Genomic DNA, 20,198 nt, shown 5'->3' with positions numbered 1-20,198 from the left:
TAGTTAGCGGATGGGTTCAGTTAGCGGACGGGTTCGCCGGCCTGGCGCCAGGCGCTCATGCCGCCGCGCAGGGAGTAGGCCTGGTAGCCCTGGGAAGCGAGGAGCCGGGCCGCGGAAGCGGAGCGGATCCCGGACTGGCACATGGCAATCACCGGGCGGTTCTTATTGATCCCGGCGGTGCTGGTCTGCAGCCGGTCCAACGGGATGTGCTTCGCCTGCGGTGCCCGTCCGGAGCGCCATTCCTGGGCGGAGCGGACGTCGATCAGCGCGGCGCCTGAGGCCAGGAGGTCCTTGGCCTCAGCGACCGAGACAGTTTTGTAGGGCTTGCTGAAGGCTTTCTTCAGGGAGCTGATGATGCCCATGGTGTTCTCCTTGCTTGGTGCTGGCCGGGTCAGGCGGGTGAGGGGATGTCGCTGCGTCGCTGGCCGCTGCGGTTGCGCAGGGGGCAGGAGCTGATGAAGAACCAGCAGATGCCGGCGGTGGTTGCCGTGAGGGCTGCGACTCCGGCGGCGATGAACCAGCGCAGGTCGGCGGGGGCCTGTTGGATGAGGACGAAGGTGCCCATGGCCAGGACGAACAATCCGAAGGCCTTCCGCAGCGCGGCTTCCGGGATGCGGCCGGCGAGTTTGGAACCGATGAGCGAGCCTGCGATGGCAGCGGCGGTCACGCCGAGGGTGATGCCCCAGTCCAGCTGGACGGTGGTGAGGTACCCGGCAAGGCCCGCGAAGGACTTCATGGCGATGACCACCAGGGAGGTGCCCACGGCGACGGACATCGGCAGGCCGCCCAGCAGTGCCAGGGCCGGAACTACAAGGAATCCGCCGCCCGCGCCGACCAGGCCGGTGATGAGCCCGACGACCGCGCCGTCCAGCAGCACCCTGCCCAGGGGCAGCTCGTGCTTGACCGGTGCGGCGCCGTTGTCGTTCTTCTTTTTCCGTCCGCGAAGCATGGCAATGGACGTGGCCACCATCATGACGGCGAAGGCGATGAGCAGGATCTGCCCGGGGATGTGCCCGCCGAGCAGTCCGCCGACGAACGCGCCGGCCATGCCGGCGGCGCCGAAGATCAGGCCCGTCCGCCACACCACCCTGCCGCCGCGTGCGTGGCTGAGCACGCTGACGGCTGAGGTGATGCCGACGACGAACAGGGAGGCTGCGATGGCTTCCTTGGCTTCGAACCCGGCCACATAGACCAGGATCGGGACTGTCAGGATGGATCCGCCGCCGCCCAGGACGCCGAGCGAGAGGCCGATGACGACCGACAGGGCAAGAACCAGGATGAGGGTGGCGGTCATGAGGCCATGGCCTCGTCATCGACCTCGGTGGTGACGGGCAGGGCGAGGATGGCGCTTTCGCGGGTGGGTTCCTTGGCGGCCTTGTTCCACGGCATGGCCGAGATCGCCTGGCCCATGGCGCAGGTGTTGGTGGCTGCGGAGAACGTCAGGCCGGTGCCGATGACCCCGGCAAGGGTCCGGATTTTCGGGGAGATGAACTTGCCGCCGGCCAGGCCCAGGACCACCAGGGAGCCGGCCACAAGGCGGACCTGCCGCTCCAGGTCCCAGCGGTCCTTGCCCTTGACCACGTCACCGCCGGCCGCGGCGAAGCCGGGTGCGCCGCCGGTCAGGACGTAGGCGGTGTCGATCCCGGCCTTGGCAAGGCGCTGGCGGGCCTGCTCGGCGCGCACGCCTGACTGGCAGACCAGGACCACGCGGGAGCCCAGCCGGGCGGCGAGCTCGTCGGTGTGTTCGGACAGCAGCGGCAGGGGCACGTTGTAAGAGCCGCGGATGTGCATGGACTCGAACTCGGCGGCGGAGCGGACGTCGATCACCACGAGGTCCTGGTGCTCTTTGAACCAGGACTGGAGGGTTTCAGGGGCGAGTGCGGTAACAACGGGTGCCGTGGAAGGGGAAGTCATTGGTTGGCCTCTCGGAAGGGGTCGGGTGGATACCCCACCGAGTATTACAGATACCCCTGGGGGTAGTCAAAACACCCTAGGGGGTATAGGATTGAGGCAAGCCCCCGATATTTGGAGAAACCCTTGGAACTCAACCCCTCAGAACTCACCCCTGTCATCAATCGTCTGAAGCGAGCCCAGGGCCAGCTGGCCGCGGTCACCCGCATGCTTGAAGAAGGCCGGGACTGCAAGGACGTCGTCACCCAGCTCGCAGCCGTATCGAAGGCACTCGACCGGGCCGGGTTCGCCATCATCGCCACGGGCCTCGAGCAGTGCATCGTCCAAAAAGACGCAACGATGGACAAGAAGGACCTGGAAAAGCTTTTCCTTTCCCTCGCCTGACCAGACCTGCTTTCGCGCCGCCCAAAGGAGAACCATGACGTACACCCTCACCGCCACCGTCGACCTTCCATGGACCGAAGCCCTGGACCGGACCCGGGACGCCCTGTCAGCCCAGGGCTTCGGGATCCTCACGGAAATCAACGTCCGCTCCACCTTCGAAGCCAAGCTTGGCGCCGAAGCCGCGGACGCCGTCGGCGACTACGTCATCCTCGGCGCCTGCAACCCGGCCCTGGCCAGCCGCGCCCTCCCCGCAGAACCCGAAATCGGCGCGCTGCTGCCGTGCAACGTGGTGGTGCGCCGGAACAAGGACGCAGCCGTGACTACAATCGAGGCCATTGATCCGCAGACCATGGTCCAACTCAGCGAAACGCCGGCCGTAAAAGAAGTAGCCGACGACGCCGGAACCCGGCTCCGCGCGGCCCTCGCCGGACTGAATGAAGCAACAGAGTAAAAGGTGCCCATCAGCAGGACCGCAGGAACCGAGAACGATGGCGACGGCAGGGGGCTGCTCATTCACTCCGCCGGATCGCTTGAGCAGGACGCAGTGGCCGCCATCCTCCCCAGCGCCACCAACGCCCGCGCCGCACTCGGCCCGGCAACCGGCATTGAAGTGATTATCCAGGGCCCGGGCGTGAAACTTCTCCCCATGAACTCACCCGCCACCGAAACCGTCAAAAGCGCCCGGCAACTGGACGTGAGCATCCTCGCCTGCGGCAACAGCATGCGCTCAGGAGGCATGGAAGACAAAGACCTCACCACCGGCATTGGCACGGGTCCCGCAGCCACCGCCCACCTCGCCCAGCGCCAATGGGACGGCTGGGCCTACGCCAGGCTCTAAAACCAGGCAGCTATCCCGAACGCATGCGCCCGCACCGAACAAGGCGGAAAACATGGTCTCTGCGCGCCAGAGCACAACCAGTGCAGACGGCTTCAGACATTCCGTGCAAACGACTTCTGAAACTGACAAAAATCCCATACAGTTGCTGACTCCTTCGATTCGCATATACCCCGCCCACAAAACCGTCCCGCTTAGCCCGCTCAACCGCTACAGTTGAGCCCATGTCAGCACACGTCGTCGGTTACGCCAGATATGCGGGCATGAGACACGTCCGGCCCGGTGCGTGTCTCGCGGTTTCTGCATTGCTTTAGGCTCAGAGCGGGTTTGGCCGGTTGCCTCCATTGCCCGGTACAGCGTTGCTCGGCTCCATCCGATTGCACTTCTGGTCGGGGGACCTAGGCGGATATCAGATGTAGCTGCAGATCTGTTCCGCATCACAGTTCCGCGGATCTGCTGCCTCCACGAATGCATATTGTTCGGCCACGGTTGCTCGTAGCGCAGTTAGTTCTGCAATTTTCCGGTCCAGATCTATGAGCTGTTTACCCAGGACGTCCCGGACGTGGGTGCATGGGGTTATGCCGTTATCCCGGATCTGGAGGATTCCTTGGATCTGCGCCAGGGTCAGCCCTGCAATCTGGCTGCGGCGGATGAATTCTAAGCGGCTGATCGTGTCGCGGCCATACTCGCGATAGCCATTGGCGGATCTTTCAGCTGGCGGGAGCAGGCCTCGATTTTCATAGAACCTGATCGTCTTGGTTGTCATGCCGACAGCGGCAGCAGCTTCACCGATCCGCATTTCGGGTCCTTCTTCTCGCTCGAAAACGACTCTTAGCCTTCCACGGTACGGGAAGGTTGCTGCGTCCCGATACGCTCCACTGCTCCTCTCCTGTGGGCTCTTGACCTTCCCGTGCAGGGGAAGGTGCAGACTGGGGGCCAGCATGCACCAGAAGAACACCATGGGTGTTCACTAAGATCCCTGGAGGACTAATGCCTGAGGCAGCACCGGATTTTGATTTGGCCGTAATCGGTTCCGGCGGTGGTGCCTTCGCCGCCGCCATCCGGGCCACGAATCTGGGCAAGCGGGTGGTCATGATCGAACGCTCCACGGTGGGCGGGACCTGTGTGAACACCGGGTGTGTTCCTTCCAAGGCCCTGCTGGCCGCCGCCGACGCCAGACATGTGGCTTTGGACGGGACAGGAAGGTTCCCCGGGATCAGCACCACCGCCGCACCAGTGGATATGGGTGCGCTCATTGACGGGAAACGCTCTCTGGTCGAAGGTATGCGCTCGGATAAGTACGTGGATCTGGCCGCCGAGTATGGATGGGACCTGCGTCAGGGTAGCGCGGTGTTCGCTGGCACCCCCCAGGAACCGGCTTTGGAGATCACCCGGCCTGACGGCGGCCGCGACTCCCTAACCGCTGCCCATTATCTGGTTGCGACTGGTTCGGCTCCGTGGGCACCCCCGGTGCCTGGACTGGAGGAGGTTGACTACCTGACCTCGACCACAGCCATGGAACTGGGCGAAGTGCCCGAGTCCCTGATCGTCTTCGGCGGCGGATACGTCGCGCTAGAACAAGCTCAGCTTTTTGCCCGCCTCGGATCTAAAGTGACCTTGCTGGCCCGCTCCCGGCTTGCCTCGCACGAGGAACCCGAAGCATCCCGTGCCCTGATGGGCGTCTTCGCCGATGAGGGCATCCGCGTGATCCGCCGCGCCACCGTGACATCGATCCGCGCTAACGCGTCAGGGGAAGAAGTGACTGTCACCGCCACGGTGGCCGGGGGCCACGAGGAATTCCGTGCCGCGAAGCTGTTGGTTGCCACCGGGCGTCGTGCCGTCACCAACGGGCTTAATCTGGATGCCGTCGGCGTTAAAACCGGTAACACCGGCCAGATTCTGGTTGAGAACACGCTGGCAAGCTCCAACCCCAGGATCTGGGCCGCCGGGGATGTGACCGGGCACAGGGAATTCGTCTACGTCGCGTCCGCTCACGGGACCCTGATGGTGGAGAACGCGTTCAACGACGCCGGGCGCGAGGTCGACTACCGGCACCTTCCCCGCGTGACGTTCACCAGCCCGGCTCTGGCCGCCGTCGGTATGACCGATAAGGAAGCGAATGAAGCGGGGATCCGGTGTGAGTGCAGGGTCCTGCCACTGGAGTATGTTCCGCGGGCGCTGGTGAACCGGGACACCCGCGGGTTCATCAAAATCGTCGCTAATAACAGCACAGGCCGAATCGTCGGGATCACCGCGGTCGGCAAGGAGGCCGGGGACCTGGCCGCGGCCGGCGTGTACATCCTTGAGGCGGGCATGACCGTGGACCAGGTGGCGAACCTCTGGTCCCCGTACCTGACCATGGCCGAAGGTATCAAAATCGCCGCACAGTCTTTCACCACAGACGTCTCCAAACTCTCCTGCTGCGCCTCCTAATTTGGCTGAGAAAGCCAAGGTGAAGCCCTCCGCTCTACCGGCGCAGGTATTTGCCGGAGCCAGAGCGGGTTTGGTCTGTTGCCTGCATTGCCCGGTACAGCGTTGCTCGGCTCCATCCGACGAGTTCGGCGGCTTGCTGTGCTGTTTTGCCTTCGGCGCGGGCATTGGCGGCGATCTTTAGCTTTTCGGCTGTCACTACTGGATTGTTCGGTGGGCGACCAAAAACGGTACCGGCGCCTCTGGCTGCGGCGATCCCGGCGTTCACCCGTTCCACAATGAGCTCCCGCTCGTACTCCGCCAAGGTGGAGAGCATATTCAACATCAGCCGGCCGGTCGGTGTGTCCGGGTCAATGCCGTCGCCTATCGAGCGGACCATAATCCCTTTGTCCCTGAGTCCGTTTACGGTGTTCAGGACATCGAGCAGGGATCGGCCGAGCCGGTCAATGCGCCACACCACGATTGTGTCCCCCTTTTGGGCGTAGCTCATGAGTTTTTGCATGCCGGGCCGACTTTTGGCTTCTTTGCTTCCAGAGGTGACATCGGAGTAGATGTCTCGGGCCTGGACCCCGGCGGTGGTGAGGGCGTCACGTTGGAGCTGGTCGTCCTGCCCGGCGGTGCTGATGCGCGTATATCCGAGGTATGCCGTAACGGCAGTCTGCCCCATAAACCCCTAAAAATGAGTCGGAGACATCCTCATCTATGAGACGACTTACCGAGACGCGGCCACATGGCGGAATCACAGGATAGCGACGCCCTCTTCCCAGGCCCATTCGAGTGTCTTGAAAAACAATAGTTTCTTGCAACACGCCGACCACCACGTGAGACACGGCCAAAGCGCCAACATAACGTGCGGGTCTCGACCAACGAGCAGGACCTCACCGCCCAACGGAACGGACTCGCCGCCCTCGGTGTCCCCGAAGACATGATCTTCTTTGACCATGGGCTGACCGGCAGGAACAGGGACCGGCCCGGCCTGCGCGAAGCCCTCGCCGCCGTCCGCGACGGGGACACCTTGGTCATCACCAAACTCGATCGGCTCGCCCGCTCCCTACCCGACGCCCGCGACATCGTCGAAGAACTCACCAAGAAGAAGGTGAAGCTGAGCATAGGCGGCTCTGTTCACGATCCCACCGATCCCGTCGGCCGGCTCCTCTTCAACGTCCTGGCCATGGTCGCCGAATTCGAATCCGACCTCATCCGCGCCCGCACCCGCGAAGGCATGCAAGTCGCCAAAGCCAAAGGCCGGCTCCGCGGCAAACAACCCAAACTCTCCAAAAGCCAGGAAGCCCACCTCGTCTCCCTATATAAGGGAGGACAACACACCACCACCGAAATCGCCGATATTTTCAAAGTCGCCTGCAGCACGGTGTACCGAATTGTTCAGCGAACCCCGTAGCCAGACACCCCGGGTTGAGCGCCTTCAATGGTAGGGCCGTAGAGTGGCATCAAACGTCATTAGTCAGGCAATCAGGGGAATACATGCCTTACTCGCTCCAGAATCGCTTAGTTGTAGGCGTTGCATCCAGCGCTCTGTTCGACCTCAAGGAGTCCGACCAAGTCTTCAGGGACAAAGGCGAAGAAGAGTACCGGAAGTTTCAGGAGGAAAACCTAGGCCGCCCGCTTGGCCCAGGAGTCGCGTTCCCGTTCATTAAGCGTATTCTCTCGCTTAATGACCTCGCGGAACCAGACGAAGGAAACATTGTCGAAGTCATAGTGCTTTCACGTAACGACCCCGACACCGGACTCCGGGTCATGGAATCCGTGAAACACCATGAACTTGATATTACGAGGGCAATATTTATGCAAGGAAAGTCGCCCTATAAATTCATCCCTGCCCTCAATGTATCGCTCTTCCTGTCTGCCAATGAACGAGATGTGCGGGAGGCTCTGGCTCTCAACCTTCCAGCTGGCCGCGTCCTGGAATCGACACTGGTGGATGACGATGATGACGACTTGCGCATTGCTTTCGACTTTGACGGGGTCCTTGCAGATGACGGCTCAGAACAAGTGATGCAAGCCAAGGGCCTGAGCGATTTTCATGATTACGAGCGCGTCAACCTGGTTACACCCCATAATCCCGGGCCTCTTCGAGACTTTCTAATACGAGTCGCTGCCGTACAGAAACGGGAACAGGCGCGGAAGGAAGCCAACCCAAAATACAATATCCGTCTCCACGTAGCCATGGTCACCGCGAGGAACGCCCCCTCCCACGAACGCCCGCTTCGAACGCTTAAGGATTGGGGCGTCATGGTCAACGACGCCTTCTTTCTCGGCGGCATTGATAAGGGAGAGATTCTCCGCATCCTGCGTCCACACATCTTCTTTGATGACCAAATCGGCCATCTGACCTCGACATCGCAGTCAGCCCCCTCTGTTCATATTCCATTCGGCGAACTAAACGCCCTGCCACAGGCAGGAGACTCCGAGAGCGCAGAGGGCCACCTTGCTTGATTTCTCTGCGCCCGGCAACGCATCGGAGATTTTGTGGGCCGGGGTCCTGACCCTGATCGCCATAGTGGGATCCGTCCTAATTTCGATTTGGATTCAACGAAAAGACTTCGATCGGCGAGAAAAAGAACAAACGGAGTCGTTCAACCAGCGTCAGGCCGAGGTCAATGCGACACTCACAGCGCAGGCTGAAGCCGATCTCCAGAAGTGGCGAAGGCATATGGCCGAACGGATGATTGATCTCATCTCGCAAGCCGCGTCCTACGCCATAGATAGGAAAGGCTCTCGAGCCGCGATTCTCCAAGATGCAGAAGGAATCCACACGATACTGCATATGGACAACAACGATGAGTTCGGTATGGGCGCGTGGATCGAATCCAAGTGCCGGGAACTTATCGCGGTTCCACACGTTCATTCCCAAGCAGAGTACAACCATGTCGCCGACGTAGCTGGAAGGGCCAAGGTGAAGCCCATGCTTTGGGCCTATGCATCCGATGCCATCAGCGACGACCCTGAGATCGCAAAGGCCAAAGATGAAGCACATGGCCATGCCAGCAGGGACGTCTCCGCCTAAACCCGCGGTGAGGCCCGAACTGACTTGGCAGGTGATTATGGGATCAGCCGGGAAACGATCTACCAGCACCTCCGCCCAGCCGCAGCCGCTCTAGCGGAGTGAGTACCGCCGCCCCACGTGGTAGGACTGCTATCCAGGTTGCCTTATCGCTTCTTCCCCGTGGTGCTAGTGCTCTTACTCTCGGTCACGGTCGTACGGGTAGCCGCAGCAGTTGTAGCTTTCGTGACATAGCGCCCAGTTACGGCGCTACGTTGCACTGCCCCGACACGGTAAACGCCCTTGCCGAGACTTTGATATGAGCTTGTGTTGGTTTTCTTGGCCACAGTCGTCCCTCCGACTCTCTTGTGTAACCAGTCTACGGGCTTAGTGATCGAATGCTACCGCTGATAGTTCGAGCCCCCACTGATCGGCGATTTCGGCGAGACTACCGGCCCACATCATGCTGGATGCGTCATAACGGGAGGCTTCCTCGGGAAGACCCAAGGTCAGAACAGCTGCTGAATGTGCTGGAAAGTCCGGATGCGGTACCGGAATCGGTGCCGCCAAAACGGACCGCCATCGACGGGTGGGGTCGTCAGGAAGGTCTTGGATAAGGACTTCATCCACGCCTAATGCTTTCCCAGCGATCCACTCACTGTCATGCCCCGTGCTGACAGTTCGCAAGGCAGCCAGGTCTCGATACACTCGGTCCTGCGCAGCCCATTTTACGAGCTCACCCTCACCGTTTGCGAGCCAGAGCGTCAGATTCAAACGATCTACGTCGAGCGCTTCACGCATAGTCGATGCATCGCGTTCCAGTTGGTCGACGTGAGTACTCTGCAAGTCTTGAAATCTCCTTGTGTGCGCTTCCCATAGAAGGCGTGATCTTTGCTGAGGAGAAAGGTACGAGGGCAACGTGACATGACGGAGCTCACGAATGATCTGTGCAGCGTCAGAGTGATCCTCAAGGAGAACAGGCTGCAAGCCGACTGCGCGCCATTGATCACTTAGAGCAGATCTAATTTCGGCGAATTGATCTTTCGAAACCGCGAAGCTTTGCCGGGCGAGAAGCACCATCGCATCGTGCTTCAACGGCTTCTTTCGCAGCGCGGCATGCAACCATTGGCGGACATCAGGGTCCCTGTAAGACGTGCCAGCAATGATAAGTACCCCTTTATCCAGAGCTGATTCCAAATAATCCAGTTGCCAAGATTCCGTGTCGGCAATGAGATCGCTGAAATCGGTTAGCGTGAGGATGACGGCGTCTGCCCGTTGAGGAGTGATGACGCCGTGAAGGTGATGAACTCTGTATTGCATGTGATCTGTTGCGTTCTCAACGTGCGAGATCACTTCCTCACCTGTCTTGGTTGGGTCCCCGTGTAGGAGTCCGGTGACTATGTGAGTTTCGTGTCCGAGAATGGACGCAGGAGGAAATTCACTAGTTATGGCACGTAGGCATACCCCCGAGCAGGTCATCGCGAAGGTCCGGCAGGGCCAGAAAATGCTCAATGAAGGACGGCCCCTCATCGAGGTCGTCAAGGAACTGCAGGTCACCGAGGCGACCTGGTACCGGTGGCTGAACCAGTACGGGTCCGAGAAGAACGCCGAGGCGACGAAACGGACCAAGGAGCTCGAGAAGGAGAACGCGAGGCTCAAGCGGCTGCTGGCCGAGAAAGAGCTAGCCATCGACATCCTGAACGAGGTGGCCAAGGGAAAATTCTGAGCCCCGAACCACGCCGCCGTGCCGTGCGCATGGCGATGGAGAAGTTCGGGGCGTCGGAACGCTTTGCCTGCAAAGTGCTGGGGCAGAACCGCTCCGCCCTGCGCAAGAAGAAACCCGAAATGAGTTTCGAGGAAACACGGCTGCGCGCTGACCTGCGGGCAGTCGCGCAGAAACACCCGGCGTGGGGCTGGAAGAAGGCCCGCTGGCACCTGCGTGCCCAGCCGCAGTGGCAGGACGTGGCGCTGAACAAGAAGCGGGTACGCCGGCTCTGGCGCGACGAGGGACTGGTTTGTAAACCCAAGCCGAAGAAGAAGCGCCGGACCGGCCCGGACGCCGGGGAACAGAAGCGCCTGAAAGCCGAATACCCGATGCACGTGATCAGCTTCGACTTCCAGTCCGACGTCACCTCCTGCGGGCGCCACATCCGCTTCTTCAACGTCATCGACGAATGCACCCGCACGGCGCTGGCGATCGTGCCGCGGCGCTCGTTCAAGGCTTCCGACGTGGTCGCCGTGCTGGAGAACATCATCGCCGAAACCGGTATCGAACCGGCGTACGTGCGCTGCGACAACGGACCGGAATTCACCGCCGCCGCACTGATCGAATGGTGCAGCACAGCCGGTGTGAAGACCGCGTTCATCGACCCGGGATCGCCCTGGCAGAACGGGTTCATCGAATCATTCAACGCCCAATTCAGAAGGGAACAACTCTCCGGAGAAATCATCGACACCATGGCCGAAGCAAAGTACTTGGCCGACGAATGGAAAGACATCTACAATCATGAACGGCCCCACGGATCCCTGGATGGAATGACACCATCCAACTACTGGAATCAGTGGACCGCAGACCACCAATCAGCTATCGCATAGCCGCTGGACTGCTAAAGGGGGCCCAATCAGTCTCCCTTTCGATCGCCTGCTCAAGGAGAGTGTCGAAATTAAGCGTTGCGAGGCTGGTGTCAGCATCGTCACCACTCAGGAAGTGGCCGACCACTGCAAGGTGGAGAGGAGACGGCTTGAGGGAAGTTACGCCTTCATAAAGTGCGATACGCAGTTTCTGCTGCCATCGATCCCCAAACGAAACGCGTGCAGCTTCGACGGCAATCAACGGATCTTGCCGAGCCAGCAAGATTTCCGCCGTCTCGGGCGAAGCAACCGACCCGCTTTGTATGAGCAACCTAGTCGCGAAGTCGTCCCAACCGGGCAGTCCAGACGTTACAGATGCGCCCGCGCCAAGCAGAAAAGTCGTATGAGTCTCAAGGCCTGATCGACGGAACAATTCCATAGTTTCAGCAGTCAGATCGGCGGCGCTCATCACTTCATTTTCTCATGGGCATTTGCCAGAATGTGTCAGGTCACAAGTTCGTCGTCAGTGTCGAGCTTTTGGGTGCCTTCGAAATCAGATCAACGCTACCTTGCTGCCCGAACGCCTCCTGCTCAAGTGGCATCCCTATAGCGGAGTCGCCACTCACGCAACGCTTGGCTATGGACGCTGGGACGCGCAGGTTCTTCCGGAACCATGTCGACAATTGGATCCTAGCCGAACACCTAACGACGTCGGCCAATGCAGCCGGCCTCCGCGCAAAACCTTCCTACAGTGATCCTGCACATAAGGTGATCCCCCGAGTGCCATCAAAGGTCAGTTTTCTTGATGTTGAGAACAAATAAGTGCGACAGGCAGATGAGACATCCGAGTCGTGGAAATCCTCGAGGTCGATCGCTCAATGACAAGATAGCCAGCTCGTCGTAATAAACGATCGTTTTATGAGACGAAGACCTGAATTGAGTGCTGATTGTTATGTCCAGGATCGACCGGCTTCCGCTGCCGGCGAAGGGGGCTGGGTAACATGGATGGGACTCGTTCAGGCCGTTGTACGGCGTCACGAACTTCGCGCAATTTATGGGGGGAAATGTCGATCCTGACTGATGCAGAAATGGTTCTAGGACTTTCGCGTCACTTGGCTGCATATCAAATGGGTCCCGAACGCGCGGCCATGTGGTTGGGTCCCCGTGTAGGAGTCCGGTGACTATGTGAGTTTCGTGTCCGAGAATGGACGCAGGAGGAAATTCACTAGTTATGGCACGTAGGCATACCCCCGAGCAGGTCATCGCGAAGGTCCGGCAGGGCCAGAAAATGCTCAATGAAGGACGGCCCCTCATCGAGGTCGTCAAGGAACTGCAGGTCACCGAGGCGACCTGGTACCGGTGGCTGAACCAGTACGGGTCCGAGAAGAACGCCGAGGCGACGAAACGGACCAAGGAGCTCGAGAAGGAGAACGCGAGGCTCAAGCGGCTGCTGGCCGAGAAAGAGCTAGCCATCGACATCCTGAACGAGGTGGCCAAGGGAAAATTCTGAGCCCCGAACCACGCCGCCGTGCCGTGCGCATGGCGATGGAGAAGTTCGGGGCGTCGGAACGCTTTGCCTGCAAAGTGCTGGGGCAGAACCGCTCCGCCCTGCGCAAGAAGAAACCCGAAATGAGTTTCGAGGAAACACGGCTGCGCGCTGACCTGCGGGCAGTCGCGCAGAAACACCCGGCGTGGGGCTGGAAGAAGGCCCGCTGGCACCTGCGTGCCCAGCCGCAGTGGCAGGACGTGGCGCTGAACAAGAAGCGGGTACGCCGGCTCTGGCGCGACGAGGGACTGGTTTGTAAACCCAAGCCGAAGAAGAAGCGCCGGACCGGCCCGGACGCCGGGGAACAGAAGCGCCTGAAAGCCGAATACCCGATGCACGTGATCAGCTTCGACTTCCAGTCCGACGTCACCTCCTGCGGGCGCCACATCCGCTTCTTCAACGTCATCGACGAATGCACCCGCACGGCGCTGGCGATCGTGCCGCGGCGCTCGTTCAAGGCTTCCGACGTGGTCGCCGTGCTGGAGAACATCATCGCCGAAACCGGTATCGAACCGGCGTACGTGCGCTGCGACAACGGACCGGAATTCACCGCCGCCGCACTGATCGAATGGTGCAGCACAGCCGGTGTGAAGACCGCGTTCATCGACCCGGGATCGCCCTGGCAGAACGGGTTCATCGAATCATTCAACGCCCAATTCAGAAGGGAACAACTCTCCGGAGAAATCATCGACACCATGGCCGAAGCAAAGTACTTGGCCGACGAATGGAAAGACATCTACAATCATGAACGGCCCCACGGATCCCTGGATGGAATGACACCATCCAACTACTGGAATCAGTGGACCGCAGACCACCAATCAGCTATCGCATAGCCGCTGGACTGCTAAAGGGGGCCCAATCACATGGAGCAGCTCGAACTAGCAGGCCAAACCTTCGATGTGGCTTTCCGTCTTCGAGGCAGCACAACCAGTAGTGCGCGTCGGGTGCAAGCAATTGGTCTGGACATAGGCTTGGGCAAGCGTGTGCTTCGTGACGTCTTACAAACTATGGAGGGCCTCGGATGGCTTTCTGTTCAAAAGGATAAAGATGGCCAGCTAGTCTCCATCATCGAAACCATCCCCGCGCCCGCGGATCTGGTGAAATCCGCTGAAAGCGTCCTTAATGTTCTGCTGGCCACCCCAGCAGAACGAGCCGCCCTGGCGCTCCTGCGTGCGACTTCCATACAGCCCCTTGAAGTCGACGATGCTCTTCAGATCGCCGCAGCAGGCACGGGTTTGATCGATGACCAACAGCCAGCTCTGGATGCTGTTCGTTATCTCAGGCACACAGGCTTGGTACGTGAGGTGACAGCAGAGGACGGACGGACGGTTGTCTACAACCCAAACGTCTGGACTCAAGGCGATGAAATTGCATCGGCAGCACTAAAAGCCGCCGACGCTCGCGGCACCAAGGAAGTCGGCGATCTCCTGGAGGAGCTCGCCGCAAATCCCGGCATGCCTGAGGCAAATGTAACTTCTACTGAACCACGGTGGGTGACCTTCGCTATATCACAGGGCCTCGTTCAGCGCTCAGTGATTCAGACTTCGGAAGGTCAAGAGAAGGGATTTCTTTTCAGTCCTCATCTCGGGCGTGACCCTTTCGGCGGGACTGCAGGCGATGCGTCTGGCCAAGTGCGACAACTTGTCGGTTCCATGGTCTACGCAGCCACGTATGCAAAGTACAAGCTGAACGACCCCCCTGTTTTCCTAAGAGCCTTGATCAATCGAGGGATCGCCGGTGATGTTTCCTCCATCGGCACTGATTACCCGATGCTGGAAAAAGCAGGGATTGTGCGCGTTATCAACGGTTCCAAACAGAATCGCTTTAGCCTTGAGCTACTCCAGTCAGAAGTTGCAGAAGATGCCCTTAAGCTGCTCACTTCGGGAGCCCCGGTCGGAACAGGCAGTACCAATGCAGCCGTCTTGCAGGGACAAAGTTCGTATGTACACATTGAGAAAGAAAGGGCGAGGTTGGCCCACACTGCAGATACGGACAAAACGGAAGAAGCTCGTCTTATCGCTGCCCTTCGAGAGGTGCCTATGTCACGAGGGATGGGGCAATTCGGATGAGAGGTCAAAGTCAGCCCGCCAGCACCAATCCGACTAATTCGGAAGGTCCTGCCACAAGGAACGGAAAAACGCGCAGCTTGAACTCCAAGACGCCGGCGCCAGGAACACAACCCTCCGATACGGCAGGAGGCGATCTCGAACGTCGAGTAGCACGCCTGGAATTCGCGGAGGGAGCTTTTGTCCGATTAAGAGTCCCAGTCTCTGCAGATGGAGCAGAATCAGGTCGGGACGTCCTCACTGATGTGGATGTCCTTTCCATCGATGTAGATTCCCGTTTACGCTTTTCCCGCTCCAGCCTGGAGTGCAAGAGTGGTAAAGGGCAGAGTGGCGAGCCCTACACTCTCGTTTGGCTGGCAGGTTTTCGGCAACTCCTGTCGCTGGACAAAGTCACTTTGGTTAGGCAAACCGTCAGCTCCCGTGGTCGCAAGCTTGCGCATCAGCTCGGGGTGCCGGTTCTAGACGACATCGCCATCAGAACGCGCGAACCTGCCCATGCATGGGTACCCGAACGATTTGCCCACTTGGATGGTCCTGCCTGTCTGGCTGCTGAGAAGCGAACAGACACCCAGTTGAAAGGGTTGCCGGACATTCCGCAATCCGTCACCAAGTTCTTGCGTGGCGGTGCCCTGTTATCAGAGCCTGCTTCCTTGCTCTCCGGCGTTGATGCCTTCGGTAAGGCTGCGAGTCGGCAAGGTGGCCTCCCCGAACCTGCTGCCACTGTCTTGGCAGCCCATGCATTGGTCGCAATCGTCTTGGCAGGTCTCCAAGACGCTGGACGTCTGAATGAGTTCCCAACTCGAGAGCTCCGTCAGCGTCTGACAAGAGCCCTGACAGTCGGCGATCCCAACGATATGTACCTTCTTCCTCTCTTGGAGAAGGCAGACGCTTTGGTTCAATATTTCCAGAAGCAGACCCACAGGAGCTATGTAGACGCCGGCGCAGATCCAATCCGGATCGATGTCCCCTCTCTTCGAGGCATTATCGCTGAGCCCCCTACTTATTTGGATGACTACATCGATTTTGTAGAACGCCTCCGCGCAAATCCCCTAGTGGCCAGAGACTTGTTACAAACCACTGAACTTCTATGCTTCGATGCCCTCCTCGGAGACACTGCTTGGAGGGCACCTGCATTTGAACACTTGTTCACGACTGAACACCAAGGTCTTGTCCAGGTAGCCTTGCGGTGCCTTGCAAAAGTTGGTGGCGAGCACGTTGCCCTGCACCTACGTGGTCTTAGCGAGCTACTACCCGAATCATCAGCACAGCGGATCGTGGAGAGACGGATATCAGCTGAAGGTGCCCATAAACCTACTCATCTACCCCAACAGCCCGAACTTATGACGTTCGATTCCGGGGAGGAAGAGCCCGAATTATGACGCTTTCAAAGCGCTCTTCTGAAGGAGAATGGCTGAAGCAAAATAATAATCAGTCATATACGGTAGCCATGACGTTTCGACCCTTGTTTGATTCTGTAGGCAAGGGCGATGCCGCCTCCCAGAAAAGCTGCTATAAACCAAGCTGCTCAGATTCTCCATGCTTGTAGCCTCTACAGCTTGACTGAGCACGTCAATAATGACCGTTTTGGCATCTACATCCGCGCCAACAGCGACCTTGGAAGATTGCAACTGAAGGCATCCTACTCAGTGCGACTGCGAGGATCTACGTCGCACGCGTTTCAGTCCCGTCCCGTTTAGAAGAGACTTCAAGGCTTCCGAATTCAGGAATCCTGCCACGTCCGCTGTACCGTCCGGGCCGATCCGGACGTGTAGACGGTTTGGATTCGATTCCGGATCGTAATCGGCATACCGATCGGTTAGATGGATGAAGCGCTGGTTGGTGGAGCCGACCAGCGCCCTCTTCTGTTCGGGTATTTCTGCTTGGTAGGGGCCGTCGACCAGGAGATCGGTGTTGGCTAGCAATGACTGTGCATAGTGGTCACGGGATGCAAGGTCATCAAACTCGTAACCGGTGAAGGTAATGACTCCCATTCCCCGTGCCTGCGCCAGTGACGCCAAACCGGCCAAAGGCCCGGCCTGGTCGAAAGGCTCACCGCCCAGCAGCGTCAGGCCCTCGACACCGGCGGCGACTGCGTCCTCAATGATCTGTTCCTTGGGCATGATCTCCCCACCGGTGGGGCTGAAGAGATGGGGGTTGATGCACCCGGAACAGCGGATGCTACATCCCTGCACCCAAATCGCGGTCCTCAATCCCGGTCCTTCGGCGGTCGTTGCATGGACTACCCGGGCAATTCGCGGCTGAGTGGTCACAGGTCGAGGGTCCGGCCGCCGCCCTGAGGTTTTGGAGAGTCGGGGGCGGGCGTGGGCCGGCCAGGCTGGGGAGATTCGAAAGTCAGCGAAGCCCGGAGAGGGATGAGGATGTGCGGTGCGACTCCTGTGGCTGCGAGAAGGTGTTCAAAGGATTTGTAGTACCCAATGTGGTGGCGTGTATACAAAATTTTTTCAGCTGTGGTTTGATCCATTCCAAGCGCGGCGAGATCCTGGTCCAGTGCCGCATTGACGTTCACCGGCCGAAGGCGCCATTCCTGCTGCGGGGCACGTCTCATTGTCGGCTGGCTCGGCGCTGACCTGTTCTGGTCTTGCATCGGGGGGTTTGGCCGCGCCGGCCCTAGGTACTGTGGTTGTTGAAACGGATGGGTTTGCGCACCGTACGGTTGGTCTTGGAGCTGTTGCCCTTGCCCCTGATGTTGCCAGGCAGGCGGAACCTGCTGTTGTCGCTGCTGCAGGCCAGGACCCGCGTGGTGCACTCCATATGCCGGGGCAGGTTGCGCGTACCACTTGTTGTCCCCCTGGTGCGCCTTCCACATGAGCCACTTTTTGTTTGTCGTAACGGACAGGACAATTCCGGCGATCCAGCTCAGGAGCCAGACCCAGCCCCATGCCATGGAATCAGGACTCGAGACAGGAGGTTCTGTCGTACCGCTGTCCGGATTTGGGGTCCAGATGATCAGCACGGCGGACAGAATCGCAAAGCCCACTCCGTAGATGATCCAGCGGCGGTTCCTGGACTTGATTCCCCGTATAAGGAAGTTGACGCAGGTGAGAAACCCGAAGGAGAGAATACTCCACAACATTCCGGCGCTGTTAAGCAGCCGCCACTTGCGGGAAATGAGCTTTTCTTCAGGGGTCATTCCTACTTCTCCGTATCTTCGCCAAGCCACTGTTCCTGAACAGCGGTCTCCGTGGCTGTCTGGTGAAACTCCGGCGTCAGCCGTGAATCGACAACCGTTGCTCCCTGCACCAGTGTCTGGATGGTGGCCATCTCATCAAGACATTTCGGCCCGGGCTGGCCACTCGCGGTGACAGTGATCATTCCGTGGGGATTGACAGTGACTGTGATGCGCTTGGTCACGATGCCTCCTCGAAGACGAGTTCAACATTGCCGTCGGCGGCGTGCTGGGTAATCAGTGTCATTCCCATGGCAGCAGCCTGGGCGCGCACGGTTTCGACCGTGCGGTGCTGCAGGATCGCGCCGACTGCCTGGTCCAGTTGGGACATGAGGATCTCGGTCTGCGACTCGTTTTTGTTTACGCGGCCCAAGAACACTTCCCCTATGCGCTGGAAGGTGATCGGGCCCAACGGGCTTGTTCCGGTTATGCGGCCCTCGGCGATTTTCATTTCCACACCGCCTATGGCGGTCAGGGCTTCAACCAGCAGTTGCTGATCCGTGACGCGGGTCGTTTTACACTTTTCACACAGATCCGAACCGCGGGCGTCCTTCAGTGCGGCGATGACGGCGATTCCTGCTGGTATCAGCAGAAGTTCCAGACTCATTCCTGAACTCCTAGAAATCTATTCGGCGGCCGCCGCGCCAGGACGCGACGTCGCCGGTATCGACAGGTACCGGAATCTCATACTCTGACTGGTCCTGGGCGGAGGTTGCGGCGACCGCCCGCTGGGAGGCCCACTCGCGGATGGCCCTGATCTGCTCCGCCTGGGTAGTCGAGAGTGGCACGGTATTCTTGATCGTCCGGATCAGGTCGGTATCGCGAAGTGCCCGCCGTTCCGAGTATGCGTCGAAGCAGGCGCTGACGACGGCTTCGGCGACCTCGGCGCCTGAAAAGCCGTTGCTCTCTTCTGCCAGCCGGCCCAGCAGGGAGTTATTGATCTCGATGTCCCCCGATGCCTTTGAGTCCGGGGTAAGCCGTTGCTCCAGTTGGATTTTCCAGATGACCTTGAGCTCTGCCGTCGTGGGCAGATCCACGAAGAAGATCTCATCGAAACGGCCTTTGCGCAGCAGTTCAGGTGGAAGGTTGTCGATCTTGTTCGCGGTGGCGATAACAAAAACCGGCTGCGATTTCTCCTGCAGCCAGGTCAGGAAGGTACCGAAGACCCGCTGGCTCGTTCCCGAATCGCCCCCGCCGGCGGAGCCGAATCCCTTTTCGATCTCATCGATCCATAGAATCGACGGCGCGACCGCTTCCGCGAGCTTCAACGAAGCGCGCATGTTCTGCTCGCTGGAGCCGACAAGTCCGGAGAAGACCCGTCCCACGTCCATCCGCAGTAAGGGCAGTCCCCACAGGGACGACATGCACTTGGCTGTCAGGCTCTTCCCGCAACCGGGAACACCGGTAATCAATACCCCCTTGGGCGCAGGAATCGACCACTCCTGCGCGCTGGGCAACCAGGACCCATTGCGCTTGTCCAGCCAGGTCTTCAGATTTTCGAGCCCGCCAATATCATCAATGGATCCCGGGTCGTCGATAAACTCCAGCAGCCCTGACTTCTTGATGGTCTGCCGCTTCTCCTCAAGAACCAGTTCAATGTCCCCTGCGTCGAGCCGCCGGTCCGAAGCAATGGCGCGGGCGAAGGCGTTCTCGGCTTCCCCAAGCGTCAGCCCTTGGGCTGCCTGCAGAAGCCGCTGCCTGTCGTCCTCGGAGAGATCAACTTCGATCTGTGCCGCATTGGCACTAATGATGGCGTCCAGCACGACTTCGATTTCCACCCGGCTGGGTAAGGGAAGGTCAACTACGGACACTTCCTTTTCCAGCTCAACCGGCAGATCCAGGCTGGGTGCAACGATCACCAGAGTGTGAGGCACCTGCCCTGTACGGAATTCGCGGGCCACGTCCTGCAAACCGCGCACTATCGCTGGCTCAGGAGCACGGCCCTTGCCGCCGAGAAAATGTTGAAGATCGAAGAACACAAAGATGGTCGGGTCAGGAACCTTCATAGCGGCAGCCAGAGCGTCCACCGGCGCCACTGCTTTTCCCATCTCACCGGGAACGTGCAATCCCCGGCTCAGAGTGAAGGCGACCACGTTGCGCGGTCTCTTGAGCGCCGGATCCCGGGCCACGTCCGAGAGGACTTCCAGCACCCGGCTGTCCTCGTGCGATTCAACCAAGAGCACGGGATGGCGTGCCCGAACCAGGTCAATCACCGTCCGACGGAAATCCGTCTCACGCTTAGCTTTCACGTATAGCCCCCATTCCAT

The 20,198-nt window shown here is 59.6% G+C and carries 23 protein-coding genes and 2 pseudogenes; 13 read left to right on the top strand and 12 right to left on the bottom strand.

The window, feature by feature from the left end; all coding sequences use genetic code 11:
• Window positions 1-20: 20 nt before the first annotated feature.
• The 3 genes from RI444_RS21925 to RI444_RS21915 are packed head-to-tail and all read right to left on the bottom strand — an operon-like array spanning window position 21 to window position 1,914.
• On the bottom strand, window positions 21-362 hold the full coding sequence (locus RI444_RS21925; protein ID WP_011777013.1) for a rhodanese-like domain-containing protein: 342 nt from the start codon (window positions 360-362) through the stop codon (window positions 21-23).
• Window positions 363-391: 29 nt separating this feature from the next.
• Window positions 392-1,294 (bottom strand): sulfite exporter TauE/SafE family protein, encoded by a 903-nt coding sequence (locus RI444_RS21920; RefSeq protein ID WP_011777014.1) that lies wholly within the window; start codon window positions 1,292-1,294, stop codon window positions 392-394.
• A complete protein-coding gene (locus RI444_RS21915; RefSeq protein ID WP_011777015.1) occupies window positions 1,291-1,914 on the bottom strand; it encodes a rhodanese-like domain-containing protein in 624 nt (207 codons plus the stop codon). Before RI444_RS21915 ends, RI444_RS21920 begins: the two co-directional genes overlap by 4 nt.
• A gap of 123 nt (window positions 1,915-2,037) precedes the next feature.
• Between RI444_RS21915 and RI444_RS21910 the strand changes: the two genes are divergently transcribed.
• From RI444_RS21910 to RI444_RS21900, 3 genes are read left to right on the top strand one after another with little or no spacing between them, the layout of a single operon-like run.
• Complete coding sequence (locus RI444_RS21910) at window positions 2,038-2,295, top strand: metal-sensitive transcriptional regulator (RefSeq protein ID WP_011777016.1); 258 nt, start codon at window positions 2,038-2,040, stop codon at window positions 2,293-2,295.
• Between the two features lie 34 nt (window positions 2,296-2,329).
• Window positions 2,330-2,746 carry a DUF302 domain-containing protein gene (locus RI444_RS21905; protein WP_021474743.1) on the top strand — a complete coding sequence of 139 codons (417 nt, stop codon included), beginning with the start codon at window positions 2,330-2,332 and terminating at the stop codon, window positions 2,744-2,746.
• Window positions 2,747-2,749: 3 nt separating this feature from the next.
• Entirely contained in the window at window positions 2,750-3,133 is a 384-nt protein-coding gene (locus RI444_RS21900) for a DsrE family protein (protein ID WP_021474742.1), read from the top strand.
• A 406-nt stretch (window positions 3,134-3,539) separates the two neighbouring features.
• Here RI444_RS21900 and RI444_RS21895 read toward each other — a convergent pair whose 3' ends face one another.
• Window positions 3,540-3,929 (bottom strand): heavy metal-responsive transcriptional regulator, encoded by a 390-nt coding sequence (locus tag RI444_RS21895; protein ID WP_031217370.1) that lies wholly within the window; start codon window positions 3,927-3,929, stop codon window positions 3,540-3,542.
• 191 nt (window positions 3,930-4,120) lie between these two features.
• Between RI444_RS21895 and merA the strand changes: the two genes are divergently transcribed.
• Window positions 4,121-5,563 carry a mercury(II) reductase gene (gene merA, locus RI444_RS21890; protein ID WP_011777020.1) on the top strand — a complete coding sequence of 481 codons (1,443 nt, stop codon included), beginning with the start codon at window positions 4,121-4,123 and terminating at the stop codon, window positions 5,561-5,563.
• A 34-nt stretch (window positions 5,564-5,597) separates the two neighbouring features.
• On the opposite strand, the gene RI444_RS21885 is transcribed toward merA, so the two are convergent.
• The gene (locus RI444_RS21885; protein WP_011777021.1) at window positions 5,598-6,227 is read right to left on the bottom strand and encodes a recombinase family protein; all 630 of its coding nucleotides are present in this window, start codon (window positions 6,225-6,227) and stop codon (window positions 5,598-5,600) included.
• 183 nt (window positions 6,228-6,410) lie between these two features.
• On the opposite strand from RI444_RS21885, the gene RI444_RS21880 reads away from it, so the two are divergent.
• The 3 genes from RI444_RS21880 to RI444_RS21870 all read left to right on the top strand — a co-directional run bounded on the left by RI444_RS21880 (window position 6,411) and on the right by RI444_RS21870 (window position 8,585).
• A complete protein-coding gene (locus RI444_RS21880; RefSeq protein ID WP_011777022.1) occupies window positions 6,411-6,959 on the top strand; it encodes a recombinase family protein in 549 nt (182 codons plus the stop codon).
• A gap of 83 nt (window positions 6,960-7,042) precedes the next feature.
• On the top strand, window positions 7,043-8,014 hold the full coding sequence (locus RI444_RS21875) for a 5'-nucleotidase (RefSeq protein WP_011777023.1): 972 nt from the start codon (window positions 7,043-7,045) through the stop codon (window positions 8,012-8,014).
• Complete coding sequence (locus RI444_RS21870; RefSeq protein WP_011777024.1) at window positions 8,007-8,585, top strand: hypothetical protein; 579 nt, start codon at window positions 8,007-8,009, stop codon at window positions 8,583-8,585. Before RI444_RS21875 ends, RI444_RS21870 begins: the two co-directional genes overlap by 8 nt.
• A gap of 363 nt (window positions 8,586-8,948) precedes the next feature.
• Here the strand turns inward: RI444_RS21870 and RI444_RS21865 are convergent, their stop codons facing one another.
• Complete coding sequence (locus RI444_RS21865) at window positions 8,949-9,914, bottom strand: SIR2 family protein (protein WP_243543041.1); 966 nt, start codon at window positions 9,912-9,914, stop codon at window positions 8,949-8,951.
• Between the two features lie 67 nt (window positions 9,915-9,981).
• Between RI444_RS21865 and RI444_RS21860 the strand changes: the two are divergent.
• Window positions 9,982-10,173: pseudogene (locus RI444_RS21860) on the top strand (transposase); the annotation flags it as partial.
• Window positions 10,137-11,156 (top strand): IS3 family transposase, encoded by a 1,020-nt coding sequence (locus RI444_RS21855; protein WP_225740121.1) that lies wholly within the window; start codon window positions 10,137-10,139, stop codon window positions 11,154-11,156. The pseudogene RI444_RS21860 and the gene RI444_RS21855, both read left to right, overlap by 37 nt.
• On the opposite strand, the gene RI444_RS21850 is transcribed toward RI444_RS21855, so the two are convergent.
• Window positions 11,146-11,601: a hypothetical protein gene (locus RI444_RS21850; protein ID WP_316963926.1), complete on the bottom strand. Its 456-nt coding sequence runs from the start codon at window positions 11,599-11,601 to the stop codon at window positions 11,146-11,148. The genes RI444_RS21855 and RI444_RS21850 overlap by 11 nt on opposite strands.
• A gap of 735 nt (window positions 11,602-12,336) precedes the next feature.
• On the opposite strand from RI444_RS21850, the pseudogene RI444_RS21845 reads away from it, so the two are divergent.
• The 4 genes and pseudogenes from RI444_RS21845 to RI444_RS21830 form a co-directional block, all read left to right on the top strand.
• A pseudogene (locus tag RI444_RS21845) lies at window positions 12,337-12,528 on the top strand (transposase); the annotation flags it as partial.
• Window positions 12,492-13,511, top strand: coding sequence for an IS3 family transposase (locus RI444_RS21840; RefSeq protein WP_225740121.1), 1,020 nt, complete (start codon window positions 12,492-12,494; stop codon window positions 13,509-13,511). The pseudogene RI444_RS21845 and the gene RI444_RS21840, both read left to right, overlap by 37 nt.
• A gap of 30 nt (window positions 13,512-13,541) precedes the next feature.
• Entirely contained in the window at window positions 13,542-14,747 is a 1,206-nt protein-coding gene (locus RI444_RS21835) for a hypothetical protein (RefSeq protein WP_021474794.1), read from the top strand.
• Window positions 14,748-14,989: 242 nt separating this feature from the next.
• Window positions 14,990-16,123 (top strand): hypothetical protein, encoded by a 1,134-nt coding sequence (locus RI444_RS21830; protein WP_021474793.1) that lies wholly within the window; start codon window positions 14,990-14,992, stop codon window positions 16,121-16,123.
• Window positions 16,124-16,387: 264 nt separating this feature from the next.
• On the opposite strand, the gene RI444_RS21825 is transcribed toward RI444_RS21830, so the two are convergent.
• The 5 genes from RI444_RS21825 to RI444_RS21805 are packed head-to-tail and all read right to left on the bottom strand — an operon-like array spanning window position 16,388 to window position 20,180.
• The gene (locus tag RI444_RS21825) at window positions 16,388-17,014 is read right to left on the bottom strand and encodes a 4Fe-4S single cluster domain-containing protein (RefSeq protein WP_031217392.1); all 627 of its coding nucleotides are present in this window, start codon (window positions 17,012-17,014) and stop codon (window positions 16,388-16,390) included.
• A complete protein-coding gene (locus RI444_RS21820; RefSeq protein ID WP_021474791.1) occupies window positions 17,011-17,895 on the bottom strand; it encodes a hypothetical protein in 885 nt (294 codons plus the stop codon). Before RI444_RS21820 ends, RI444_RS21825 begins: the two co-directional genes overlap by 4 nt.
• A gap of 2 nt (window positions 17,896-17,897) precedes the next feature.
• Complete coding sequence (locus RI444_RS21815; protein ID WP_021474790.1) at window positions 17,898-18,116, bottom strand: DUF2997 domain-containing protein; 219 nt, start codon at window positions 18,114-18,116, stop codon at window positions 17,898-17,900.
• Window positions 18,113-18,538 (bottom strand): hypothetical protein, encoded by a 426-nt coding sequence (locus RI444_RS21810; RefSeq protein ID WP_021474789.1) that lies wholly within the window; start codon window positions 18,536-18,538, stop codon window positions 18,113-18,115. Before RI444_RS21810 ends, RI444_RS21815 begins: the two co-directional genes overlap by 4 nt.
• Window positions 18,539-18,548: 10 nt before the next feature.
• On the bottom strand, window positions 18,549-20,180 hold the full coding sequence (locus RI444_RS21805) for an AAA family ATPase (RefSeq protein ID WP_316963925.1): 1,632 nt from the start codon (window positions 20,178-20,180) through the stop codon (window positions 18,549-18,551).
• Between the last annotated feature and the right edge of the window lie 18 nt (window positions 20,181-20,198).

Source organism: Paenarthrobacter sp. AT5, assembly GCF_032764245.1.
GTDB classification, from domain to species: Bacteria; Actinomycetota; Actinomycetes; order Actinomycetales; family Micrococcaceae; genus Arthrobacter; species Arthrobacter ureafaciens.
The sequence above is the reverse complement of the archived record's forward strand: the minus strand, read 5'-3'. Positions and strand labels throughout refer to the sequence as shown.